Raw genomic sequence first — 22,502 nt, forward strand, 5'->3', positions numbered from 1 at the left:
GAGATTTTTGCAACTAAATTATTATGGTGGATTAAATGAAGCGCTTACATCGGTTACTTTACCCGCCTGCTTGGTCTATTGCTGCCAAAATATCAGCAGTGTTGGTGTCAGTTGCACTCATACCGATGAGCTTCACCACCTACTACAACTTGCGGCAGAGCTTGGATAGTGTGGAGGCTGGTGAATACCGCAAACTAGAATTGTTAGCTACCAGTACTGCTAGTCGTCTTGACCAGTTAATTATTGATATTCAACGTGTTGTGGTGCAAGTTAGCAGCGATCGCAATGTCGTAAATTTCTTAGCAGCATCCACATCTTCTGAGCAAGAAGCCCTCCGCCCTAACTTGCAACAAACTCTACAAAACGTCTTCCGTTCAAACCCAGACTTTGATGCTGTGTTTGTCATGGATAAACAGGGTCGTGCTGTTGCCACCAGCGATCCTAAATTCCTTGGTCAAAACTACGCCTTCCGTGAATACTTCCGTTCCAGCATTCAAGGGAAATCCTATATATCTAGCATCTTGGTAGGCGAAACGACGAAACGACCAGGGATGTTTTTCTCCCAACCAGTGCGATCGCAAGAAGGCGAAATTATCGGAGTCACAGTCCTTAAAATTAAAGGAGAAGGTATCTGGGCGATCGCGGATGCACTAAAAGTAGGCGACCAAAGCTATACCTTTCTGATTGACCAACAGGGAGTAATCATTAGTCATTTCAATAAATCTCTCCTTTACCATAGCCTCGTCCCTCTACGGGCTGAGGTATTAGAGCGGGTTGTCAAAGATAGACGTTACGCTTTAAATCAGATTGAAAGCTTAGGCATTCCTGAGTTGCAGGTAATGGTGAGAGCTAAACACGCAGGTCACACTACTTATCGCTTTCCACCTCAGGAAATGCCCCGGATAGTTGGCTTTGCACCTTTGCAACAACAAACCTGGGTACTGGGAGTCAGTCAGCCCAAAGAAGATTTTAGCGAACCATTGAAACACCTGATTTGGCTGCATGGTGGCAGTCTCTTGATTGTGGGCGGAATCACAGCCATCATGGCATTGCTCCTAGCGCGGAGAATTTCTCGACCGATTTACGCCCTCACAGCCGCAGCGCAAGCACTGGAACATGACGATTTTGATGCTCGTGTACTGGAGTTGCTTCCTAGATTAACGAAATTAGCTCATAGCCAAGACGACATGGGTCAATTAGTCCGCGTTTTCTTGAAGATGGCTGAACAAGTAAGGATGCGAGATCAAAAGTTGAAAATGCAAGTTCGGGAACTGCATATTGAGATTGACGAGGCTAAAAGAGCCAGCAATGTTGCGGAAATTACGGAAAATGAACATTTTCGGCAGTTACAAAAAAAGATTCAAAAGCTCAGAGAACAAAAAGTAACTGTTAGCGAAACTGAGACAGATTACTACCAGAGATTGCAGACAAAGGTGCAATCTCTCAAAGAGCGATCGCTAAACTGTGAGGCATAGATATGTCATTTGATGATGACGAACTGATATCACGAGAGGAAGTGCTAGCGGGTTTACCAGCGAAACGAGCCAATACAGTCCTGTTTTTGCTTGAGAGTCGCACAGCACAGATAGTGGCGCGATCGCGGATGGAGTTTTCCCTCACAGAGCAAGCTGCCTCAGAGCGCGATTTGGCTTTCCTGGAAGCCTTTGCTTTAGGAAACGCCCCGCCAGTCCACCCCACCATCCAGCACTTAGAACGCTACGCCCAGCAGTGGGCAAACCTTGTACCAGAAAATCCCAGACTCAAAGCTGCGATCGCCCATGCCCTCAGTCAAAAATATACTTTTATCTATCAAACTGTGCCTAACATCCGCGCAACTTTGGGTTTGGATGAGAAGTCAGTACAAGTGGCTTACTTGCGGTTGTATAGAAAGCAACTCCCGACTATATTTGCATCCAAGTTATCACTGATGGAACAGTGGCGCTGGATGACAGCAGCGATCGCCCAGCATCTAGAGTCTCTACCACCCTTCTGGCTAGCCTCCATACTGACTGTAGCTTTGGGTCTTCCTCAAGCCTTTTTAGCTTTGCCAATCGCCGTGGCCGATATAGGCCCGTTAGCTACAATTGCTTTCATAGCCATCATCGGTATAATCAATATTCTAACTATGGCTTGCATGGCAGAAGCCGTTGGTCGCAGTGGCGATTTCCGTTATGGCAATGCTTTTATCAAACAATTAGTATCTAATTATTTAGGAAATACAGGCTCATTTATACTTTCTATAGCAGTTGGTATCCGTGTTTTCCTCATAGCCTTAGCTTGTTATATCGGTTTGTCGGTGACTATGGCAAACTTTACCCAGATACCAGCAGCACTATGGGCGGTGTTTCTGTTCTGCGCCGGATTGTATTTGGTATCTAGTAAATCTTTAAACTTCACCGTTGCCTTGATGGTATTACTAGCAGGCATCAACGTGAGTTTGCTTCTCATTCTTTCATTGTTGGCATTCCGCCACGTCCAAATAGAAAACCTTTTATATGTAAACTTGCCTTTTCTTGACGGTCAACCTTTCCACCCCTGGATGCTACAACGAATTTTAGGTGTGAGCTTGATGCTTTACTTCGGGCATGTTTATGTAGGAGAATGTGCCAAACTGATACTTCCCCGTGACCCTAGCGCTGGATCTTTAATTTGGGGAAGCGTGGCGGGAACTGGTTTTTTAACTCTTCTATTTTGTATTTGGGTGCTTGCAGTCAACGGAGCCGTCTCGCCAGATTTACTAACTGGACAGTCAGGTACTGCTTTGGAACCCTTGGCGGTGGAAGTTGGTGCGATTGTCACAGTCTTGGGCGCAGTCTTAGTCACCTTGCTGTTAGGAATGGCTTGGCTCCGCAGTTCCAGCCTTTTAGTCAACCTAGCTAGAGAGTGGTTACCTACCCGTCCCCAACCGATTTTAAGGCTACCACGCCAGCAGGGAATATTAATATTGCATCCCTATGGCGATCGCAACTGTGTTCCTCATATTGGTGTAACCTACCTGGGGGTAGAAGAAGCGAAGTCCAAGTTTCGTCTAGATATTCAGTTGAATGGCAATGTCCATCATGTAGAAATTGCCTTCGCTGGACGTTGGAATATTAAAGAGCTACTGCATCAGTTCCCCGACTTATGCAAGTGGGATACTCGCCTGACTTTAGAAGTGCGATCGGCTAATGATGATAATGCTTGTATACAAGCCATTTCACCCATGCTCTTGGTTTACGAAGGAGGATTAAAAGCTGATTTTAGTAATCCTACTTCCGAGCATCAGAGTCAGACACAAAGGTTTTGGAAAACCTTACTAAAGCAACGTCGCTTTTTGCTATCTATCACTCCGTTACTTCTAGTCTTTTTACTAACTGAATGGCTGTTCATGGCTGGTACACAATCTTTTACCAGCGTACTCGCCTTTGCTGGTGTACTTGGCAACTCCCTTGTTGGCGGCATTTTCCCAGTTTTACTATTGGTTTCTAGCCGCCGTAAAGGAGAACTTGTACCCGGAGTAGTCTTCAAGATTCTCAACCATCCATTGTTCAGCGTCGGTGTATACAGCTTATTTTTAGCTATCCTACTCGTCCACGGTTTGTTCATTTGGGAAAACTCCGTGGCGCGTATCAGTGCATTGTCTATTGCTGCGCTATCTTTAGGAGCAACTTTAGTAATGAACTACTTTGGTGCGTTTACTTGTCGTGTAGTAGTGGAACTGCGAGAGCAACACCAAGGAGGACGATCCGTATTCACAATCACTGCTGGCGGACAACCAAAAATAGCAGACGTGTTATTGGGATATGCCGAAGGTGAACAACACTACCAAGCTGCCACTGTCGAGATTCCATCACTTTCATCCCTAAAGTATGCCACCTTCCGCTTACCAACCAAGCGAAAACAGGAGTTGAGAGTGTGGGCACATAGGAGCAATTCGCAGATTGACTCTAAAAGTTTACCTGCATTTGTGGAAGTTCAAAGTGGAAATAAGAATATGCAATTTGACTTGATGTTATCCAGTGGACGAGTTTTGCTTCCTCTCATTAGTGATGGATGCTGGTTAAAATTTACCTTTCCAGAGCCGTCATTTTCTGTGAGATGAGGGAATGACAACTGACTAATAACCAATTACAACGAGGTAACTTTATGGCACAAATTATTGCAGTTCATTCATTCCGTGGCGGTACTGGCAAATCAAATTTGATTGCCAACATAGCATCTACTATGGCGCTTGGGGGGCAACGTGTAGGTATCATCGATACTGATATCCAATCGCCTGGAATTCACGTTATTTTCGGGCTTAATGAGAACAAAATGGAACTCGCTCTCAATGACTATTTATGGGGTCGTTGTAATATTAAAGATGCTGCTTACGATGTTACTGATGCTTTAATTGCAGACCAGGGAAGTACAGGTACAGTCAAGGGTAATCTTTATTTAGTTCCTTCTAGTATCAAAGCGGGTGAAATCGCCAGAATTCTACGTGAGGGTTACGATGTAGTCCGCCTTAACGATGGTTTTCAAGAACTTATCCGCACTTTGAAACTGGATTACCTACTAATTGACACACATCCGGGTTTGAATGAAGAAACCTTACTTTCCATCGGTATTTCTAATGTTTTGGTAATTCTCCTCCGTCCAGATAATCAAGACTTCCAGGGTACTGCTGTGACAGTGGATGTAGCTCGCAAATTGAGAGTGCCAAAAATGTTGTTGGTAATTAATAAAGCCTTACCAAGCTTGAATTTTCAGGATTTACAACAACAGGTAGAGAAAATCTACAACGTATCGGTGGCCGGGATTTTACCCCTTTCTGAAGAGGTGGTGCAGCTAGCAAGTAATGGTGTTTTCTCTCTGCGTTATCCTCAGCATTCCATCACTCAAACAATCAAAGAGATGACTGAGCAGATTGCTGGTGTTGTCGAGAGGCAGGAGATAGGAGCCAGGACTTAGGAGGCATGAGGCAGGAGGCAGAATGAAGAATTATCTCCCTTATCTTTCTTATCCTCCTCATCTCTTTCATCCTTGTGATCTATTTTTGGAGGCTATGTCTACGATGGTCACTGAGTTTGTCGAAGTGCGGATTACACCTACGCTGATGATTGATCAACAATCATTCCGTTCTCATGTCCTCGCCGACTTTAGAGCTACTGCTGCACAGGCGGAGGAACTATTGGTATATAACCAAAACGTTTTTAACCACAGCATCTTAACCGATACTAAGTTTCCTCTCCCCCCCGAAGCTCATGTGGCTGCTTGGGAAAAATACGCTCTGGCTGCAAAAGTTGTGGGGACATTTGAAGCACTAAAGCGCGTACTGGTTCAGTTGAGATTTCCCATAGTTGAGGGTATCAGCCAAACTGAGGCTTATCAAGCTGCTACTCGCAGAGGTGTTGCAGTAGATGGGATGACAGAGGCGACTGGTTTAGTCTTGCAGCAACCCCAGAAACTCCAGTTATTACTACACCAAACCTTGGCTGGAACCATTCCAGTATTGTTAGCTGAGAACCGAGAAGACTTTGTTTCTCTGGTACAAGCTTTAACAAAGCGAAATGAACCCCACCCAGTCCCTGCATCTATGGGAGCCTGTATAGTTAGCGGGTTTAATAACTGGGACAGGGTTCGTCAGTACCGTCAAAAATGGGAAGCTGAAAGTTTTGCTAATCGTTGCCAAAGTAGTTGGCAAGAAGAATTTCAGCGATTAATCCCGCAAAAAGAACTCTATCAAGATAAGTTCATTATTTTGAGTGGCGGTTCTTATAGCAATGTTTCAGCCAGCGACATGGAACTTGAGGAATCCCAATGGCAGAGCCTATCCCTAGCAATTCGACTGGAACATGAATGTACGCACTATTTCACACGTCGTTTATTTAACTCCATGCGAAACAATATCCTCGACGAGCTAATTGCAGACTACAGAGGCATTGTAGCAGCTACAGGCTTCTATCGAGCCGATTGGTGCTTACGCTTTCTGGGGTTAGAATCATTTCCTAATTATCGAGAAGGAGGTAGATTGCAAAACTACCGTGGTCAACCTCCACTTTCCGATGGAGCTTTTAAGATTCTACAGGCATTGGTGAAGGCAGCCGCAGAAAATTTGCAGCGCTTTCACACTGACTACCTAGAGAATTTAACAGATGCTAATACGCAACTTTTAATGTTGATGTGCTTAACTAATTTGACATTAGAAGAATTAGCTTCTAAAGAAGCAAAATTTCGCATCCAACAAACCTTTGAAAAATTGCAAACAGTCCTTCCTGTATAAAGAATCTCATTCCTCTGCGCCATGTCAGTTGCTACAAGTCGGGCATTGCCCGTCCAACGCATTGGCTCCTCTGCGCCTCTGCGGTTCGTTTTTCTAAAAGTTCCCATTCATAAAACGTAGGGTAAGTAACCTATGACAGAAGTCCTACTTAAAGAATTAACTAACAGTGACATTGATTGGATGATTGCTAAAGGTCATCAAAGAGAAATAGCCATTGGTACTGTACTCATTCAGGGAGGGAAAGCTGTTAATTCCTTACATATTTTATTAGATGGAATTTTAACAGTTACTGCTTCTGAACCTGATAACAACCCTCTGACTCGTGCTTTTGCAGCCATAGAAGGTATTGAAAATCCCAGTCGAGAAATTGCGAGGTTATCTAGTGGCGAGGTAGTCGGAGAAGTCCCCTTTGTTAGTACTCGCCCTACAGCTACAACCGTTAAGGCTGTAGAAAAGTCGCTAGTTTTGTCAATTCCTCAACAAGAATTGGCGGGAAAATTGCAGCAGGATCTTGGTTTTGCTTCGCGCTTTTATCGAGCGATCGCCATTATGCTTTCAGATAGAATACAAAGTATCATCAATCAACTTGGTCGTAGCAATATAGCCCAAGGGCAACCACTAAAGGATGTATTATTTGTATTAGGAAAATTGCATGATAGTGACATCGATTGGATAATGGCTTGTGGAACTCAGCACAGAATTGCTGCTAATACCGTACTCATCCATCAACAAGGTCCTGTGGATGCATTGTATATCCTACTAAGTGGAATAATGTCACTCTCTGTTTCCGATGATGAACGTAATCCTTTAGCTCGTGCTTTTGCAGCTATAGAGGACGGCGAAATTTCCAACCGAGAGATAGCAAAATTATCGAAAGGTGAAATTATGGGAGAAACACCCTTTATTGATGGTCGCTTACCTTCTGCAACCATTAAGGCTATTGAAGACTCAATAGTTTTGTCTATTTCACGACAGCAAGTAGCGGCAAAACTGCAACAAGATATCGGATTTGCATCTCGTTTTTATCAAGTGATTGCCACTTTACTTTCTAATAAATTTCAAGGAATACTCAGTCGCCTTGGTTATGGTAGACGCGTTTATAATCAAGGTCAGCCACTGGATGAAAATATTGAATATGAGGATGAACTTGATGCCAGTATTTTGGATCGTATGGCGTTGGCTGGAAAAAGATTTGAATGGATGCAGGAACGGTTAAGAGTAAGTTGAATTTATTTGTATTGCCTAGTTTAAATCAATGGCGGCTGTAAGCGATTTTAGCAATCATTTCTGCCGCCAGTTTCACTCAATCTGCAAATTTATCACGAAAAACAGAAAATAATAATAGTTTCACCTGAAATTTTTGAATTGTATTAAAATACATCTTCATCTACTCTAATAATAGCAAACTACAAATCTTCTGTGCCTCTGCGTGATATTTTCACATATCATTCAGCAACACTAAAATATTTTTTTTAAACGAACCGCCAAGACGCAGAGGAGCCAGTGCGTTGGACGGGCAATGCCCAACTTGTAGCAACTGGCATGGCGCAGAGAGAATAATGAAGAAGGTTTTTTAGTAATAATTTGGCAATGCTATTTATAACTTTAATCTCACTAAAAAATCGAGAATTTATAAAAATATTAACGTGAAGGTAAATGTTAGACCAAAAACGTAGCTTATTCCGCAAAGAATCACTAGAGCGGCTATCTTCTCCAGAAAGATTAGACCAACTGATGCAAGTCGTCAGTCCTAAAAGCTGGCTACCGCTATTCGCCTTGGGTTCCCTAGTAGGAGTAGGCATAGTCTGGAGTATTTATGGACGCATCCCTATCACCGTTGAAGGGCGAGGAGTAATGATTTACCCAAGCAAAGTTGTGCCACTGCAATCACTAAGCTCAGGGCAGTTGCTGGTTCTTAATATTAAAGTTGGGGATGTTGTTAAAAAAGGGCAAGTGTTGGCGACGGTTGACCAAGTTGACCTGCGTAAGCAATTACAACTAGCGCGCGCTAAATTAGTCCAATTAGAAGAACAAGATCGCAACGCTAGCTTAATACAAATACAGCGTCAGCAGCTTGATACAAAAGCAATCCAAGAGCAACGCCTAACTCTTCAGCAAAGACTCAAAATCATGCAGGATTTGACACCTATACTGAAGGAGAAAGGACTGGTGTCAATAGGACGCGATCGCCTCAATCTACAACGACGCTTGCAAATACTCCGAGGGTCGCTTCCTACCCATAAAAAAAGACTAGACAATCGCCAGAGTTTATTGAGAGAGGGAGCGATTCCTGACGATGTGGTGTTAGAAGCACAGCAACAATACGACAATGCCCGTGCAAGCATTGATGAGGCTGAATCTCAATTAAAGCAATTAGACCTCAAGGAAGCAGATGCACAACAACAATACCTCTCAAACCTGAACGAAATCAAAAACATCCAAGCTCAGTTGCAAGAACAGAATAGTAAGGTAGCTAGTCTAGCTCAAGAAAACTTGCAAACTACAACTACCCGCGAAAACGAGATTCAAGAAATCAAGCGCGAGATTGCCAAATTCGAATTGCAACTAAGCACTAACAGCCAGATTGTCAGCCAACACAACGGACGCATTTTAGAAATCACGGTTACGCCTGGACAAGTTGTCAATGCAGGAACCCGCTTAGGAAGTATAGATGAGGAAAATCCATCTAGCAAACTGGTTAGCATAACCTATTTTGCGATCGCAGAGGGCAAGAAAATTCAACCAGGAATGACGGTTCAAATTACTCCCCAAACCGTGAAGCGGGAACGCTTTGGCGGCATCGTGGGCACTATTAACAGCGTTTCACCATTTCCCATCACGAAGGAGGGAGCTGCTAATGTGGTGGGTAATTCAGAAGTAGTGGAAGGTTTAATGTCTGGAAAACAAGAAGGAGTAATGCAAGTATTCGCTGATTTAGAGCCAGATTCCTCAACTTTCAGTGGTTACAAGTGGTCTTCTTCCACCGGGCCGCAACTCAAAATTTCTTCTGGAATTACTACTGTTGTTCGAGTCAAGGTAGAAGAACGCGCTCCCCTCACGTATGTTTTACCTATTCTGAGGTCTTTCAGTGGTATCAACTAATTGGACTTTAGTAAAACCTATTAATCCTTTGCAGCCCTTACAAAAACTGCTGCAAAGTAGAAGGGGGCGTGTCAAGACTCCAACCCTCCTGCAAATGGAGGCTGTGGAATGTGGTGCTGCTGCTTTGGGAATTATTTTAGGTTACTACGGTCGAATTGTGCCCTTGCCAGAACTGCGTCAAGAGTGCGGTGTTTCTAGGGATGGTAGCAAGGCATCTAACATGCTAAAAGCTGCCAAAAGCTACGGACTCCAGTCCAAAGGCTTTAAAAAAGAACTGAAGCAGTTGCAAGACTTACGCCCTCCTTATATTGTGTTTTGGAACTTCAATCATTTTTTGGTAGTAGAGGGATTTAGCTCTTCTCGCGTTTATCTAAATGACCCCGCTACTGGGCCGCGTCATCTGTCTTTACAAGAATTTGACGAGGGATATACCGGAGTGGTGCTGGTAATGGAACCAAGCACACAGTTTACGAAAGGTGGTCGTAATCCCAGCATGGTTTTATCGTTGTGGAAACGATTGCAAGGGGCTGCTGGTGCTTTAGTTTATTGCCTAATAGCGGGATTTTTCTTGACTATTATCGGGCTAGCGATACCTGTATTTAGCCAGATTTTCGTAGACGAGATTTTGGTTGAACAACGGCAGCACTGGTTGCGTCCCCTGATTTTGGCAATGGCGATTGCATCTGTACTTCAGGGGTGGCTAACGCTACTACGGTTACGATATCTGCGTCGCTTGAAGACTAAGTTGGCTGTGGGGATGTCCAGCCGCTTTCTCTGGCATATTCTGCGTTTACCTGTTAGCTTTTACGCCCAACGCTTTGCCGGAGAAATCAGTAACCGTACCAGTCTCAATGACCAAGTTGCTGATGTCCTTTCTGGAAGTTTGGCAACTACTGTCATTGATGCAGTAATGGTGATTTTTTACGCGCTGATTATGTTTCAGTATGACTGGGTACTAACCTTGGTTGTAGTTAGCTTTGCTGCTGTCAATGTCTTAACTTTACAGTGGATTTCTCGACAGCGCGTAGATGCTAATCAGCGGTTGATACAAGAATATGGTAAAGCTGCTGGTGCGGCGATCGCTGCTCTCCAAAGTATAGAAACCCTCAAAGCATCAGGATTAGAGCCAGATTTCTTTTCTCGGTGGTCAGGTTACTATACTAAAGCTCTTAATTCTCAGCAAGAACTGGGCGTAACAAATCAAACATTCTCAGTATTGCCTACCCTCTTATCTGCCCTTTCTTCGATGCTTCTGTTGGTCGTAGGTGGTTTACGGGTGATGGATGGACACCTCAGTATTGGAATGCTCATAGCTTTTCAAGGTTTAATGCAGAGTTTCGAGGAACCTGTAAACAATCTTGTCAATTTCGGCAGTACTTTACAAGAACTTGAGGGCAATTTGATTCGTCTGGATGATGTGCTAGACAACCCGACAGATCCGCAATTGGAAAAGAGAAGACGGGGAGCAGAGGAGCAAATAGATAATTTTTCCCCTTTGCCAAGATTACAGGGGTATGTTGAGTTGCGGAACATTTCATTTGGCTATAGTCCCCTTGAACCTCCCTTGATTGAAAACTTTAACCTGTCAATAAAACCTGGACAGCGAGTAGCCCTGGTAGGTGGAAGCGGTTCTGGTAAGTCTACCGTTGCCAAAATCATCAGTGGGCTTTACGAACCTTCGACAGGAGAAATTCTCTTTGATGGTAAACCCAGAGAGCAAATTCCCCACGAATTACTCACTAATTCTGTTGCAATGGTGGAACAAGATATCTTGCTATTTAGCGGCACGGTAAGAGACAACTTGACCCTCTGGGATGCCACGATCGCAGATAAAAATTTGATCCGTGCTTGTGAGGATGCGGCTATTGACGATGTAATTCTCTCAATGTCTGGAGGGTACGATGCAGAACTGATAGAAGGGGCTGCAAATTTAAGTGGAGGTCAACGACAAAGGCTGGAAATTGCCCGTGCTTTCGTGAATAACCCTTCAATACTCATCATGGATGAAGCTACCAGCGCCCTAGATGTAGAGACGGAAAAAAACATTGACGAGAATCTCCGGCGGCGCGGATGTACCTGCATTATCGTCGCACACCGATTAAGCACGATTCGAGACTGTGATGAAATCATCGTCCTGGAACGCGGAAAGGTAGTGCAACGGGGCACTCACAAACAATTGTGGGAAGTTGAAGGTGTGTACTCGCGGTTAATCTGCACTGAAGGGGAAGCTTTGCAGGAAGGGTAAGGTAGATGGGCGAGACATGGCGATAACTAACAACAGAACTAAAAAAAACGTAGACGCATTAGCGGCTTGCCGCAGACTACCACAAAGGACACGAAGGGCACAAAGTAAAGAGGGTTTCAAAGGTTATTACGTAAGTCCTAAACAACTAACAACTAACTAAATAATTATGGTGATACAAGGGCTACTTTACCAAATTACAGGCAATGAGCCGATACTGCTGGACGATCCCTACAAGGTTTGGGTAATTCAATCTGGCTCGATCACATTGTTTGCTGTCACAGTTAAAAATGGTGTTATCGAAGGTACTCGCCGTTATTTATGCAGTTGTAGTGCGGGGGAGGCTCTTTTTGGCACGGCTAATCAGCACCGCCAAATTTTGGCAGTACCAGTTGGAGAGACAGAACTACTACAAGTACATCAAGAATGCTTCAGTGAGTTAGTAGCTAATGCAGATGCAACGATGCCTACGGCGAGCTTTGCTAACGCTTGGGTAGAAAATTGGCTTGAGCAACTTGGTAATGTACCCCAGTTAGCCACACCAGCAATTCAGGTGAGGGCTTCTGGACAGGCACGATTTTCTCTCATCGCTGGTCAGACTTTCCAATCGGAAGCGGGTGTTGTTTGTTGGGTACGGCTTCAGCAAGGGACTGTCCGCTTTTTGGGGTTTGAGGATTTGACTTTGACAAGTGCAGCAGGAACTTTTTGCCTCAGCGATAAAATCTGGCTAGAAGCTGTGGAGGAGGTTCAACTTACCACTCTAGCTACTTCAGAAATCTGCAATTCAGATACTCTACTTTTAGGGCTGTCGCAGTTTAATACTCAATTTCTCCACTCTATTGACCTTTTAGATCGGCAAGAAGCCGAGGATGAACTACAAAGGTTACGCGATCGCCAACATCTCAATCGCCAAGTCACGGCAGAGGCTCTAGGAGAGTTAGCATCGACTCTGAATTATCAAAACGGAGACTTTTTCCTCGAAGGCACACCTTTGTTAGTTGCTGCTGGTGCGGTTGGAAGGGCTTTAGGGGTGAACATCTGCCCTCCGGCTCGCTCGGAAAACCTGAAGCGAGTTAAAGAGCCGTTGGAGGCAATTGTCCGGGCTTCACGCATTCGGATGCGGCGGGTGTTGTTGCGGGGCAACTGGTGGGAAAAGGATTCTGGTGCTTTGGTAGCTTACACCAAGCAGGACAATCGACCAGTTGCACTGTTACCGATATCTGCAACTAGCTATGAAATATTTGATCCAGTTGAGCAAACTCGCCTAAGAGTTGATGAAAATAGAGCCGCAGCGCTGGCTCCCGTTGCTTATATGTTTTATCGGTCTCTGCCCGATAAGACACTTAAAGCTTTAGATATACTCCAATTCGCATTTAAAGGACAAGGAAGAGAACTACTTGCTATTTTATTTACTGGTATTACCGTAACATTGCTAGGGATGCTCACACCCCAAGCAACTGCAATTCTCATGGACAATGCAATTCCAGATAGCGATAGGGGACTATTACTACAAGTTGGATTAGGCTTGCTAGTTGCTGCTTTGGGAACAGCTTTATTTCAGCTAACTCAAGGTTTTGCTATTCTGCGAATGGAAACGGCTTCTGATGCTTCTACTCAAGCAGCTGTATGGGATCGGTTGCTTAATCTTCCTGTATCCTTTTTTCGCCAGTATACAACAGGCGACCTACAATCTCGCGTATCATCGATTACTACGATTCGTCGTCAACTCAGTGGCAAAACCCTAATAAATCTGATTACCAGTCTGTTCGCATTATTTTACTTAGGGCAACTGTTTTACTACAACTTCAAATTAGCCTTAGTTGCTGTTGCTGTTGCAGTAGTTGCTGTTGCTGTTACTAGCTTCTCTGGTGTACTCCTCCTGCGTAAGGTGCGTCCACTACTAGAATTGCAGGGGGATATTTTTGGACAGACAGTGCAGTTAATCAACGGAATTTCTAAACTGCATGTTGCTGGTGCTGAGGAGCGGGCTTTCGCTTCTTGGAGTAAAAACTACTCTCGACAAGTGAAACTTGAACTCAGTACACAGCAAGTTGAAGACTTTGTGGCACTCTTCAATACATTGATGCCCACACTGACTTCTGGAATACTTTTTTGGTTTACCATTAGTTTGTTTGAAGAAGCTCAGACTTCAGGAGCGACTGGATTATCTCTTGGTACTTTCCTAGCTTTCAACGCAGCCTTTGGCAACTTTATTAGAGGAGCCACAGACCTGAGTAATACAGTTACTGATGTTTTGCAAGTTGTCCCTCAGTGGCAACGCACCCAGCCAATTTTGGCAACCATACCGGAAGTGAATCTCAGCAAAGCTGATCCAGGCAAGCTCATCGGCAGAATTGTTGTGGATCATGTGACATTTCGCTACCGCAGTGATGGAGCGCTAACGTTGGATGATGTGAGTATCTCTGCGGAACCTGGGGAGTTTATTGCTTTTGTAGGAGGATCTGGAAGTGGAAAATCAACTATATTCCGTTTATTACTAGGGTTTGAAACTCCTGAATCTGGTACTGTTTACTACGATGGGCAAGACTTATCTGGTTTAGATGTAGACGCTGTACGTCGACAGTTAGGTGTAGTTTTGCAAGGTGGGCAACTAACAGCCGCTTCGATTTTCGATAACATTGCTGGTGGCGCTCAGATTACCCTAGATGAAGCCTGGGAAGCTGCGCGAATGTCTGGGTTTGCTGATGATATTGCAACGATGCCAATGGAAATGCATACAGTGATTAGTGAAGGAGGTGGCAATCTTTCTGGGGGGCAACGACAGAGGTTGTTGATTGCTCGCGCTTTGGCATTAAAACCCCGTATTTTGTTATTCGATGAGGCTACTAGTGCCCTCGATAACAGAACTCAGGCAATTGTCAGTGAAAGTTTAGATAAATTACAAGTTACCAGAATTGCGATCGCTCACCGACTTAGTACTATCTGCAACGCTCACCGTATTTATGTACTGCAAGCAGGCCGGGTTGTACAGCAAGGAAATTTTCAAGAACTAGCTGCTGTTGAAGGTCTATTTGCCCAGTTAATAGCTCGGCAAATGGCCTAGCTACTTGAGATTTATGAAAGCTACGGATACGTGATTTTCCCTACGCTGCCACCAACCAATCGCACACCACAGACTTGCACCCGTGGGCAAAGTTAACCCAAACCTGCCACTGCCCCAGATAGCCATTCCAAAACGGCTCCCCATCAGCCACTCCAACAGCCTCGCCAAACTTGGAGACTAACTCCCTGTAGAAAGAGCCAGCGCTGTCCAAGCCTTGCTGCATTTTCAGTTTCAGCCCCTTCCAGGCTTGGACTTGGGGACTGGGCACTACCTCTTCTAATATTTGGGAGTTTGTGTCACTGACGGGTGTCGATAAAACTATATTATTAGTGACTGACACCGACTCACTTTGAAATAATTCATCCCGATTTAACCACTGCTTAAAAATCGAATCACGCTGATCATCGGGTGAGACAAACCGATAAACGCACTCCCGATTTTCACGCTTGCCCAACCGACCGACATAATCCAACTTCAAATCAATTTTGGCAAGTAACTTCTGAGCGATCGCTATCGGTGTATGTTTTTCCGAGATACTAACATTCAAGTAATTTTTGATAACGTGCCGATGCACAATAGCCAGCGCTTTAAACTCCACCATCTTTTCATCAGACCCCCGCAACTGAACGTCTGGTGTGAGAAACTGCAACAGATTCAGATTTTCCAGTAACAACACAGCAGGTAATAACTGCCCCTTGTTAAAGTCAGGTTTCCAAATAGAATTCTCCCCAGCCTCTAACTGCGCTGCTTGCTGCCCGTTTAGCATCACGGTTGGTCAGAAACTCTCGCCCCACTGTCAAATAGTAGTGCGTCCGCAGTTGAGGATACCACCCGTCATCATCTTTCTCGACCAAATCAGGGGTTACGCCAATTTCGTAGCGACGGGATAATTCCGCCTTGCGCTGCTGATGTCGTTCGGTTTTCGTTTTCGCCCGTTTGTCTTGCAACTTCTTGAGTTCAGTCTGTGAGAGTTCAACAGAATTAGCGATCGCTTCACACTCTGCTACCCATCTTCGACCAAACCCGCAAGCACCGATTCTCGATAGCGCCGCATCTCAACGTTAATCACAGAACCACGCTTACCCCAGGTCTGCAATGACTCCGGCTGGAAGTTCTGGTCAACATAGCTGTAATCGTCATTGTCGGCCGCCGACAACAGCGCAATGTTCGCTTGTGTTGCAACGTGTTGACTTCTGAGCAATCCCCCTATCGATGTAGAGCCATTCCCTACAACCGACATCCCCCACTCTCTGACCCAAATGTGACGGTCAACTGTCTCCCTAACCCTTGCCAACATCTGACGCACAGAATTAGTCGGCTGTACACCCTGAAATATCCTAAAACATACTTCACATCAGTATCTGAGACATCGGCAGAAGACAGATAAATCTTTCCCTGACTGCTGCCCAAAACATTCTGTACCAGTTGTTTGAGGTTTTTGAGAACAGACACCCGACGCTTCTGCACTTCCGTACCAGAGTTGAGCAAATGCCAGAATACTTGGTCGCACTCATCAATAATAATGACATCATTCGCCCAGTCATTGGGGTTGAATCGCGCCTGACTTTCCTGATGTAGCTAATCAACACACACCCCGTATCCTAGTAATGTGCCTGTCTCCGAAGTGTGGACTTCAGTAACATAGTTAACACCAAACCGATTACACAATGCCCCACCCAGTTGAATGCGATGGGTGATTATTAATACCCGTCTCTCTTGGTCGTGTGCTTTCGCCACCTCAGTTGCCAGCCATTCGGTTTTGCCAGTACCTTTGGGAGCCTTGAGGATAATCAGCTTTTCACCTTCGGGGACGAGAAGTTGTCCAAGGAATCTTTGGTTGAGTGCGATCGCTGTCAAGGCAAATCAAAAAAACTTGTATTGCCAAATTACAAAGAATACGGATAACTCCAAGCCAACAAGTCGGTACATCACAGCCGAAAAAACTCGAAACAGATTTACAACACGTACTGTAGAAGTTTTTCATAATTTAACTGGCATCAGTTCAGAATGGGCTGGATTGAAGCCCTGCTTTCTCAAGTCCTTCAGGTAAATCAATCACCCACAGGGAACAGCCTTCATTTACCAGCAGCCGTCCCATGCGACTGATGGCGGTTCTTACCCGTTGAACTGTCTCAGGTTTGTTGTCCTGGTCAAAGCAAATATTAACCTGTCTCCCCTGTGTTGCAAATGGAGCGGCATTGCACCCATGCCGCCGATTCAACTTTTTGTGAGAGCTTGTGCTGGCTATGAAATCCTCAATAGCCAGCATTGCCTTTGGGCTGGGTAAAGGTTAAAGGGTAAGGGTTAAAGGAGTGAGAACAATTCCTTTCCCCTTTGCCCTTTCCCCTTCTCATCTCCCGCCTTCTGTGTGCGGTCGAAATGTGAGATTAATTCGAGTGCCGACTACTTTGTTGGTCTTGGGAACTTGATGAAGGTGAGTTGATTGACAACCGGGGTGCATGATCAACAAACTCCCGTGTTCCAGCCAGAAATCCGTTGGTCTGCCATCTCTCGGTTTAATTTGAAACTTGCGAACTGACCCCAGGCTGACTGAAGCAATCCTGGTTCGTTGAGTGTTCCATCTTGGTGATGCCATTCAATGAAGCGGTTGCATCTTGCCCAGGTGTTAGCTCGGAATTTTTCAGTGCCGTTTATCATCACTACCCAAGGCTGGGTTAGATTATCGTCATGGCTGATGCTGCCTACCAGTTCATCACCAGCGTAATATTCGTGATGGTCAAACGAGATTTCGACTATTGTGAGGGGTTTGGGAGCGATCACTTGGGCTCAGCGATATAGCTGTTGAGTTCGGCTTGGGCGAGGGCTCGGTTGTCGGGGGCAGCGAGGGTAACTTTCTGAATCTTGCTTGGCTGATAGTTAACAATGGCGGAAATCCAGACATCCTTCCAGCGTTTGTCGCTTACTTCGGCTGTACAAGCGATTTCGCTGTAGATTTGCTTGAGTCGGGCAATGGATTTCAATCTCATTACAAGCTATCTAGCTTGATTGAAGAGTCAGGAATCAGAATTTCTTACCTTGAAGTACAAGAAGATTTGCTTTTTAAAGTTGAAAGAGCATTAATTAACGCCTTGAATCCTCCCCTCAATGAAAATGAACCATCCAAGGGAATCGCTAGTCTGCGACAAAGAGTTGGTTTAACACAACGGCAATTAGCTGATTTAGTGGGAGTTACGGAAACAACCGTTCGGAATTGGGAAAATAATCGCAGCGGTGTTGAATGGTTTGAAAGGGTGGCGAAACTTTGTGATAGCTTACAATGCACTCCTAATGATTTGTTTGGATATCAAAAGATTGCAGAAACTGAGGAAAAAGCTTGATATTGGGATCATCAATCCTCTTGCTCTTCCCTCTACATCATTTGAGAAGCTATTGTCCTGGGCACTGCGCTCTCTACAATGGCAGTTTCTAACTATGCTTAAAATCTACGTTGCAATTGAGTTCCAGCAAATACTTACGAACTAAAGGGGTGGAATAATGGCTAAACCACACAAAACCTTTCAGGAGTATTGCCGCGATCGCTTTGGCCATAATCGTCGCCACTCCACTCGGTGAGCTTCAACAACAAATTTTAACCCTAATGGGAATGCCGCAGTCGCTTTACTCTTTCCCTTACCTTGTACCGGGATAAGTGCTTACAAGAATCCTATCTAAATTAAGCTGTATAAGCTTTACAGCGCATTAATCCCTCGGATATTTTTTTTAATGGGCGAACCTACCGTAAGGAGAATAGATTGCCACAATATGAAGCAGCAAATGACGGAACTGCAATCTTTTGCTATGAACGCTGGAGAGCAGTAGCAAAGGTCAAAGACTTAGAAACTGGATATCCGCAGCTATTTCCTGAAACATCAGGTAGGGTTGCCACATCAATCTGCACTACTTCTGGAACTACCTCTAATCGCTCAGATATCGCGCTCGATTTGGCAACGGTGATGAAAGCATCACAAGCGATCGCTCGTGAAATTGAACTGGAGCAGTTGCTTCGTTCCTTAATGAATATCTTAATCGAGAATGCTGGGGCGCAAACGGGATACTTGATTCTGGAAGACTCAGGAGAATGGTTGGTTGAAGTTGTTTGTGAACTGAACGATGGTGAGCACTCCTGTACAACACAAGTGTTGCAATCGATTCCGACTACAAATCACTTAGCTGAATCGCTCGTCCAATATGTGATTCGCGCCCGTGAATCTGTCATCCTCAATGACGCAGCTCATGAAGGTCATTTCATCAACGATCCCTACATTCAACTGAGGCAGAACTTTCCTATCCATCTGGCAACAAACGTATCAGTGCGGTCTATATCCCCGATTTCGACCGCAATACTCAAGTCAGAGGATACTATGGGCTGATCCTAGATATTAGCGATCGTAAACGCGCCGAAGCAGCCTCAATTCTGGAAGAACGCAACCGCATGGCACGAGAAATTCACGACATACTGACTCAAGCATTTACAGGCATTCTTGCTCAGGTGGGAGCTGCAATACAAGTGTTAATGGATGATTTAGAACCGACCCAGTTTCATCTGGACATGATTAAAGAATTGGCACGAACTGGATTGACTGAAGCTCGGGGTTCAGTGACAGCGCTTCGTCCTCAGCTTTTAGAGGAGGGCAGTTTACAAACTGCTTTGCGTCGCCTCGTAGCTCAAATGAGAGCCGCGATCGATACAGAACTTCATTATGAAATCAAGGGTACCGTTTATCCCTTACCGGCTGAAGTGGAGAGTAACTTACTGCGGATGGGACAGGAAGCTTTGACTAATGCCATCAAACATGCTGATGCTGACGAAATTCGCATTGAGTTGGTGTATGGATCTGCACACTGTAGCTTGCGTGTAAAAGATAATGGACGAGGTTTTGGAGTGGGTAGTATCTCAAACGGTGGGTTTGGTTTATTAGGTATGAGTGAGCGGGTAGAGCGAATTGGAGCGCAATTGAGGATTCAAAGCCAGCCGGGACAGGGAACTGAAATTGTTGTCATGCTCGATCGAGCGTGAGGATCATGCACAAGTCTATGGCAACCAATTTCCACTATCGCTTTCAGTACCACTGCTCGTCATCTAGTAACCTTCCCGTCAAGAACTGGCATGAATACAATAGACTTGTCGCTTAATAAGGTAAAGTAACGATTGGCGATTAGAACAAGACAGAAAAATGCTAGACGTGAATCGGGTGCTGAAAGAAGACCGCCTGCTGAGGGCATTTACCGGGCTAAACCGTCAGGCATTTGATGAATTGTCGCAAGACTTTGAAATCGTAGTCAAGCAGGATGCGATGCCTGCGGCGGGCTACGCCTACGCCAAAAGCCAAAAGCAGCGGAAACGGTCAGTGGGTGGAGGCAGAAAGGCTCGATTGCAGCGAGTAGAAGACAAAGACAATCTGCTCGTAAGTATCAATTTTTAAGCGAAATCTTTGTGATGCTATGCGAAATATCAAAAGCTTGCGAATCAAATGCTCGTTACATACATCCAACTAAGGTTTGAATTTAGATTCCAACCTGAGTTGGAGCCAACCTTCCATTGATATATGGACTGATTCATCAATCATTGTATTGTACAAAAGTTTCAACTCTGAGTGGACGACAAGTTAGAGTTAATTGCATATATTTAATTCAGGCAAACATTGAGAGCAATTTAGTTGCAATATTTAAGTTTGCTTGACACAAAGAGAGTAAAAAGAGGGTTGTATGCTCAACGCTGAGGCTGAACATACAACCGTCGGAGGTATCAGTGAGCTTTGACCGCGATCGCAGTTCGTTATTCGTCCCACCTTCAACACAAGATCACGTAAAAGGTATGTTGAATGCCGCCGTGGTGCTGGTGATGTATGGGGACTATCAATGTTCTCAAAGTGCGGACGTTTACAGGCTGATTAAAGTTATTGAGCGGCAGCTTGGTGTTTCTTTGGGGGAAAATTATTTGTGCTTCATCTTCCGCCATTTTCCACAGATAGAGATTCATTCTCATGCTCAACGTGCGGCGGAAGCGGCGGAAGCGGCGGCTGTCCAAGGTCAATTTTGGCAGATGCATGAAATGCTGTTCACCGATCAACAAAAGTTAGGAAACGGCTATCTGGTAGAGTATGCCAATAATCTAGGACTTGATATCTCGCAATTTCTGCAAGATATATCTAAAAGAGTGTACATTAATGCGGTCAATGAAGATATTCAAAGTGGATTACACAGTGGAGTAACGGCTGCCCCAGCACTGTTTATTAATGGAATTAGGTATAGCGTAGGCGTAGCCCGCCGCAGGCATCGCTGGAACATTGAGCATTTGATGGCAGCTATTATCACCCCAAATCTTTAAGTTTCCTGTTTCTTAACCACACGATAAAGATTACTGCTTATTACGCAAGCAATTAATTAACAGGAGCAATCTTATGACACAATCTCTCTAGTTTTTTAGTTCGTACCTCACCATCGTTGAGTTGATGGCATAAATGCTTTCTTTGTCTAAACCTAATAGTTAGCATAAGTCACTGGTTATAACAATCACCAAAACCCTTGAGAGGTTTATCAACATGAATGCAAGTAACGGCATCATCAACCAGCCTAGCCCGTATTCGGTGCCTACAACCATTGATCGATTAGAAGCCGTCCTTCAAGCGAAAGGCATCACCATTTTTGCCCGCATTGATCAACAGGCTGAAGCCGAAAAAGTCGGACTTAGGCTATCTCCGACGCAGTTGTTGCTGTTTGGCAACCCGAAAGCTGGAACTCCTTTAATGGTAGCAGAACCGACGATTGCCTTGGATTTACCCCTGAAAGCACTGGCATGGGAAGCGGCTGATAACAAGGTGTGGCTGAGTTACAACGATCCCAATTATTTAAAACAGCGGTTTTCTCTCTGTGATGAGTTGATCAAGAACATCGCTGTCACTACACCTTTAATTAATCAAGCACTCCTATAAGCAACTCACTCTGCGGACGAATCTTGGAGTTGCATATTTGCTCGCTGGAGAGCTAGACCATGAGGAAATCACGTCTAAAGCCTACTGTAACGAAAGACTATCGCATCACGATTCCTGCTTCCTTTTTCGGCATGATTCTGGGTTTAGCGGGATTAGGCAGTTGTTGGCGAGTAGCTGTTAAACTCTGGCACTTGCCTGCCTGGATTAGCGAAGCAATTATGATGCTTACAATTGCAATCTGGTTCGTGTTGTTGCTGCTCTATGTCAGCAAATGGCTGTGGGCGAGAGCAGATGCCCTAGCTGAGTTTGAGCATTTTGTTCTGTGTTGCTTTATTGGGTTAGTGCCTGTGTCTACGGTGCTTGTAGGGCTGGCGATCGCGCCCTACTCCCGTGCGATCGCTATCGTGTTATTCGTTGTGGGTGCAATTGGTCAGTTGAGCTTTGGCGTGTATCGTTCCGGTCAGCTATGAATAGGAGGGTGTAAGCCAGAAACTTATATGCATTAACTTTAGCCTGAGGGCATAGGATACATTTCGATTGGTAATATTAGCGCTCCAATTCGTAATCTTACTAATCCACAAATTGTCAAGATAACTTGTTCATACTTTTTAGAATTCAACCTAAATCTGTCTTGAACAACTCGAAAGATTTTTACCGAGCGGATTCGATGTTCAACAAATACTCGTTTGGATGAAAACTCCTTGTTTCATTTTTTCTGGTTAGTTGTTAACTCTCTATTTCTTAGTTTCTTAATTGGAGTATCAATTAAATCTTCTCCTAGATAACCTAAATCTCCCTTAAAGTTTTGTTTGGGATCGAAGTTATCTCGATTTTCTCTAAATATTGTTATATCGCTTTTCGGTCCGAGTTACCCAGCGATAACATCAACAATATCCCTTGCATCTGGTAAAATAATTA

At 44.6% G+C, this 22,502-nt stretch carries 22 protein-coding genes and 1 pseudogene; 15 read left to right on the forward strand and 8 right to left on the reverse strand.

From position 1 onward, the window contains the following. Positions 1–35 precede the first annotated feature (35 nt). The 8 genes from LC608_RS28285 to LC608_RS28320 all read left to right on the forward strand — a co-directional run bounded on the left by LC608_RS28285 (position 36) and on the right by LC608_RS28320 (position 14,652). Entirely contained in the window at positions 36–1,475 is a 1,440-nt protein-coding gene (locus tag LC608_RS28285; RefSeq protein ID WP_229556749.1) for a cache domain-containing protein, read from the forward strand. A 2-nt stretch (positions 1,476–1,477) separates the two neighbouring features. After that, positions 1,478–4,081 carry a hypothetical protein gene (locus tag LC608_RS28290; RefSeq protein ID WP_229556750.1) on the forward strand — a complete coding sequence of 868 codons (2,604 nt, stop codon included), beginning with the start codon at positions 1,478–1,480 and terminating at the stop codon, positions 4,079–4,081. Between the two features lie 44 nt (positions 4,082–4,125). Continuing rightward, positions 4,126–4,932, forward strand: coding sequence for a MinD/ParA family protein (locus tag LC608_RS28295; protein WP_229556751.1), 807 nt, complete (start codon positions 4,126–4,128; stop codon positions 4,930–4,932). Between the two features lie 94 nt (positions 4,933–5,026). Beyond that, positions 5,027–6,244, forward strand: coding sequence for a hypothetical protein (locus LC608_RS28300; RefSeq protein WP_374108469.1), 1,218 nt, complete (start codon positions 5,027–5,029; stop codon positions 6,242–6,244). Positions 6,245–6,376: 132 nt separating this feature from the next. Continuing rightward, a complete protein-coding gene (locus tag LC608_RS28305) occupies positions 6,377–7,471 on the forward strand; it encodes a cyclic nucleotide-binding domain-containing protein (RefSeq protein ID WP_229556752.1) in 1,095 nt (364 codons plus the stop codon). Between the two features lie 429 nt (positions 7,472–7,900). Then, positions 7,901–9,346 (forward strand): NHLP bacteriocin system secretion protein, encoded by a 1,446-nt coding sequence (locus tag LC608_RS28310; RefSeq protein ID WP_229556753.1) that lies wholly within the window; start codon positions 7,901–7,903, stop codon positions 9,344–9,346. After that, positions 9,333–11,591, forward strand: a complete 2,259-nt coding sequence (locus LC608_RS28315; protein WP_229556754.1) for an NHLP family bacteriocin export ABC transporter peptidase/permease/ATPase subunit — start codon at positions 9,333–9,335, stop codon at positions 11,589–11,591. Before LC608_RS28310 ends, LC608_RS28315 begins: the two co-directional genes overlap by 14 nt. Positions 11,592–11,757: 166 nt before the next feature. Continuing rightward, positions 11,758–14,652 (forward strand): NHLP bacteriocin export ABC transporter permease/ATPase subunit, encoded by a 2,895-nt coding sequence (locus LC608_RS28320; protein ID WP_229556755.1) that lies wholly within the window; start codon positions 11,758–11,760, stop codon positions 14,650–14,652. Between the two features lie 40 nt (positions 14,653–14,692). Here the strand turns inward: LC608_RS28320 and LC608_RS37355 are convergent, their stop codons facing one another. From LC608_RS37355 to LC608_RS37375, 7 genes are all read right to left on the reverse strand, one after another. Then, the gene (locus LC608_RS37355; protein WP_308189939.1) at positions 14,693–15,418 is read right to left on the reverse strand and encodes a hypothetical protein; all 726 of its coding nucleotides are present in this window, start codon (positions 15,416–15,418) and stop codon (positions 14,693–14,695) included. Next, the gene (locus LC608_RS37360; RefSeq protein ID WP_308189940.1) at positions 15,357–15,599 is read right to left on the reverse strand and encodes a hypothetical protein; all 243 of its coding nucleotides are present in this window, start codon (positions 15,597–15,599) and stop codon (positions 15,357–15,359) included. Before LC608_RS37360 ends, LC608_RS37355 begins: the two co-directional genes overlap by 62 nt. A 56-nt stretch (positions 15,600–15,655) precedes the next feature. Continuing rightward, a complete protein-coding gene (locus LC608_RS37365) occupies positions 15,656–15,946 on the reverse strand; it encodes a hypothetical protein (protein ID WP_308189941.1) in 291 nt (96 codons plus the stop codon). A 284-nt stretch (positions 15,947–16,230) separates the two neighbouring features. Further along, on the reverse strand, positions 16,231–16,509 hold the full coding sequence (locus tag LC608_RS37370) for a DEAD/DEAH box helicase family protein (RefSeq protein WP_308189942.1): 279 nt from the start codon (positions 16,507–16,509) through the stop codon (positions 16,231–16,233). 145 nt (positions 16,510–16,654) lie between these two features. After that, on the reverse strand, positions 16,655–16,921 hold the full coding sequence (locus LC608_RS28330) for a DUF3854 domain-containing protein (RefSeq protein WP_229556756.1): 267 nt from the start codon (positions 16,919–16,921) through the stop codon (positions 16,655–16,657). An 81-nt stretch (positions 16,922–17,002) separates the two neighbouring features. Beyond that, positions 17,003–17,212: an alpha-ketoglutarate-dependent dioxygenase AlkB gene (locus tag LC608_RS28335; RefSeq protein WP_229556787.1), complete on the reverse strand. Its 210-nt coding sequence runs from the start codon at positions 17,210–17,212 to the stop codon at positions 17,003–17,005. Beyond that, positions 17,116–17,433, reverse strand: a complete 318-nt coding sequence (locus tag LC608_RS37375) for a hypothetical protein (protein WP_229556790.1) — start codon at positions 17,431–17,433, stop codon at positions 17,116–17,118. The genes LC608_RS28335 and LC608_RS37375 overlap by 97 nt, the downstream gene beginning before the upstream one ends. Before the next feature lie 32 nt (positions 17,434–17,465). Between LC608_RS37375 and LC608_RS28345 the strand changes: the two genes are divergently transcribed. The 7 genes from LC608_RS28345 to LC608_RS28375 all read left to right on the forward strand — a co-directional run bounded on the left by LC608_RS28345 (position 17,466) and on the right by LC608_RS28375 (position 22,054). Next, positions 17,466–17,990 carry a helix-turn-helix transcriptional regulator gene (locus LC608_RS28345; RefSeq protein ID WP_229556757.1) on the forward strand — a complete coding sequence of 175 codons (525 nt, stop codon included), beginning with the start codon at positions 17,466–17,468 and terminating at the stop codon, positions 17,988–17,990. Positions 17,991–18,404: 414 nt separating this feature from the next. Further along, complete coding sequence (locus LC608_RS28350; protein ID WP_229556758.1) at positions 18,405–19,022, forward strand: GAF domain-containing protein; 618 nt, start codon at positions 18,405–18,407, stop codon at positions 19,020–19,022. Positions 19,023–19,084: 62 nt separating this feature from the next. Then, a complete protein-coding gene (locus LC608_RS28355; RefSeq protein WP_229556759.1) occupies positions 19,085–19,669 on the forward strand; it encodes a sensor histidine kinase in 585 nt (194 codons plus the stop codon). 157 nt (positions 19,670–19,826) lie between these two features. Further along, the gene (locus LC608_RS28360; RefSeq protein ID WP_229556760.1) at positions 19,827–20,075 is read left to right on the forward strand and encodes a hypothetical protein; all 249 of its coding nucleotides are present in this window, start codon (positions 19,827–19,829) and stop codon (positions 20,073–20,075) included. A gap of 326 nt (positions 20,076–20,401) precedes the next feature. Continuing rightward, positions 20,402–20,980 (forward strand): DsbA family protein, encoded by a 579-nt coding sequence (locus tag LC608_RS28365; RefSeq protein WP_229556761.1) that lies wholly within the window; start codon positions 20,402–20,404, stop codon positions 20,978–20,980. A gap of 259 nt (positions 20,981–21,239) precedes the next feature. Further along, positions 21,240–21,584 (forward strand): DUF302 domain-containing protein, encoded by a 345-nt coding sequence (locus tag LC608_RS28370; RefSeq protein WP_229556762.1) that lies wholly within the window; start codon positions 21,240–21,242, stop codon positions 21,582–21,584. Between the two features lie 59 nt (positions 21,585–21,643). Then, a complete protein-coding gene (locus LC608_RS28375; RefSeq protein ID WP_229556763.1) occupies positions 21,644–22,054 on the forward strand; it encodes a hypothetical protein in 411 nt (136 codons plus the stop codon). A gap of 38 nt (positions 22,055–22,092) precedes the next feature. Here the strand turns inward: LC608_RS28375 and LC608_RS28380 are convergent. Next, positions 22,093–22,278, reverse strand: a pseudogene (locus tag LC608_RS28380) (IS5/IS1182 family transposase); the annotation flags it as partial. Between the last annotated feature and the right edge of the window lie 224 nt (positions 22,279–22,502).

Origin of the sequence: Nostoc sp. XA010, from assembly GCF_020829625.1 — a bacterium.
Lineage (GTDB): Bacteria > Cyanobacteriota > Cyanobacteriia > Cyanobacteriales > Nostocaceae > Nostoc.

What these genes read in the sequence shown, in the direction of transcription:
- LC608_RS28310 (WP_229556753.1), top strand. Translation starts at nt 7,901, where the DNA reads ATGTTAGACCAAAAACGTAGCTTATTCCGCAAAGAATCACTAGAGCGG.
- LC608_RS28285 (WP_229556749.1), top strand. Translation starts at nt 36, where the DNA reads ATGAAGCGCTTACATCGGTTACTTTACCCGCCTGCTTGGTCTATTGCT.
- LC608_RS28290 (WP_229556750.1), top strand. Translation starts at nt 1,478, where the DNA reads ATGTCATTTGATGATGACGAACTGATATCACGAGAGGAAGTGCTAGCG.
- LC608_RS28295 (WP_229556751.1), top strand. Translation starts at nt 4,126, where the DNA reads ATGGCACAAATTATTGCAGTTCATTCATTCCGTGGCGGTACTGGCAAA.
- LC608_RS28300 (WP_374108469.1), top strand. Translation starts at nt 5,027, where the DNA reads ATGTCTACGATGGTCACTGAGTTTGTCGAAGTGCGGATTACACCTACG.
- LC608_RS28305 (WP_229556752.1), top strand. Translation starts at nt 6,377, where the DNA reads ATGACAGAAGTCCTACTTAAAGAATTAACTAACAGTGACATTGATTGG.
- LC608_RS28375 (WP_229556763.1), top strand. Translation starts at nt 21,644, where the DNA reads ATGAGGAAATCACGTCTAAAGCCTACTGTAACGAAAGACTATCGCATC.
- LC608_RS37355 (WP_308189939.1), bottom strand. Translation starts at nt 15,418, where the DNA reads ATGCTAAACGGGCAGCAAGCAGCGCAGTTAGAGGCTGGGGAGAATTCT.
- LC608_RS28355 (WP_229556759.1), top strand. Translation starts at nt 19,085, where the DNA reads ATGGCACGAGAAATTCACGACATACTGACTCAAGCATTTACAGGCATT.
- LC608_RS28320 (WP_229556755.1), top strand. Translation starts at nt 11,758, where the DNA reads ATGGTGATACAAGGGCTACTTTACCAAATTACAGGCAATGAGCCGATA.
- LC608_RS28360 (WP_229556760.1), top strand. Translation starts at nt 19,827, where the DNA reads ATGCTAGACGTGAATCGGGTGCTGAAAGAAGACCGCCTGCTGAGGGCA.
- LC608_RS28330 (WP_229556756.1), bottom strand. Translation starts at nt 16,921, where the DNA reads ATGCTGGCTATTGAGGATTTCATAGCCAGCACAAGCTCTCACAAAAAG.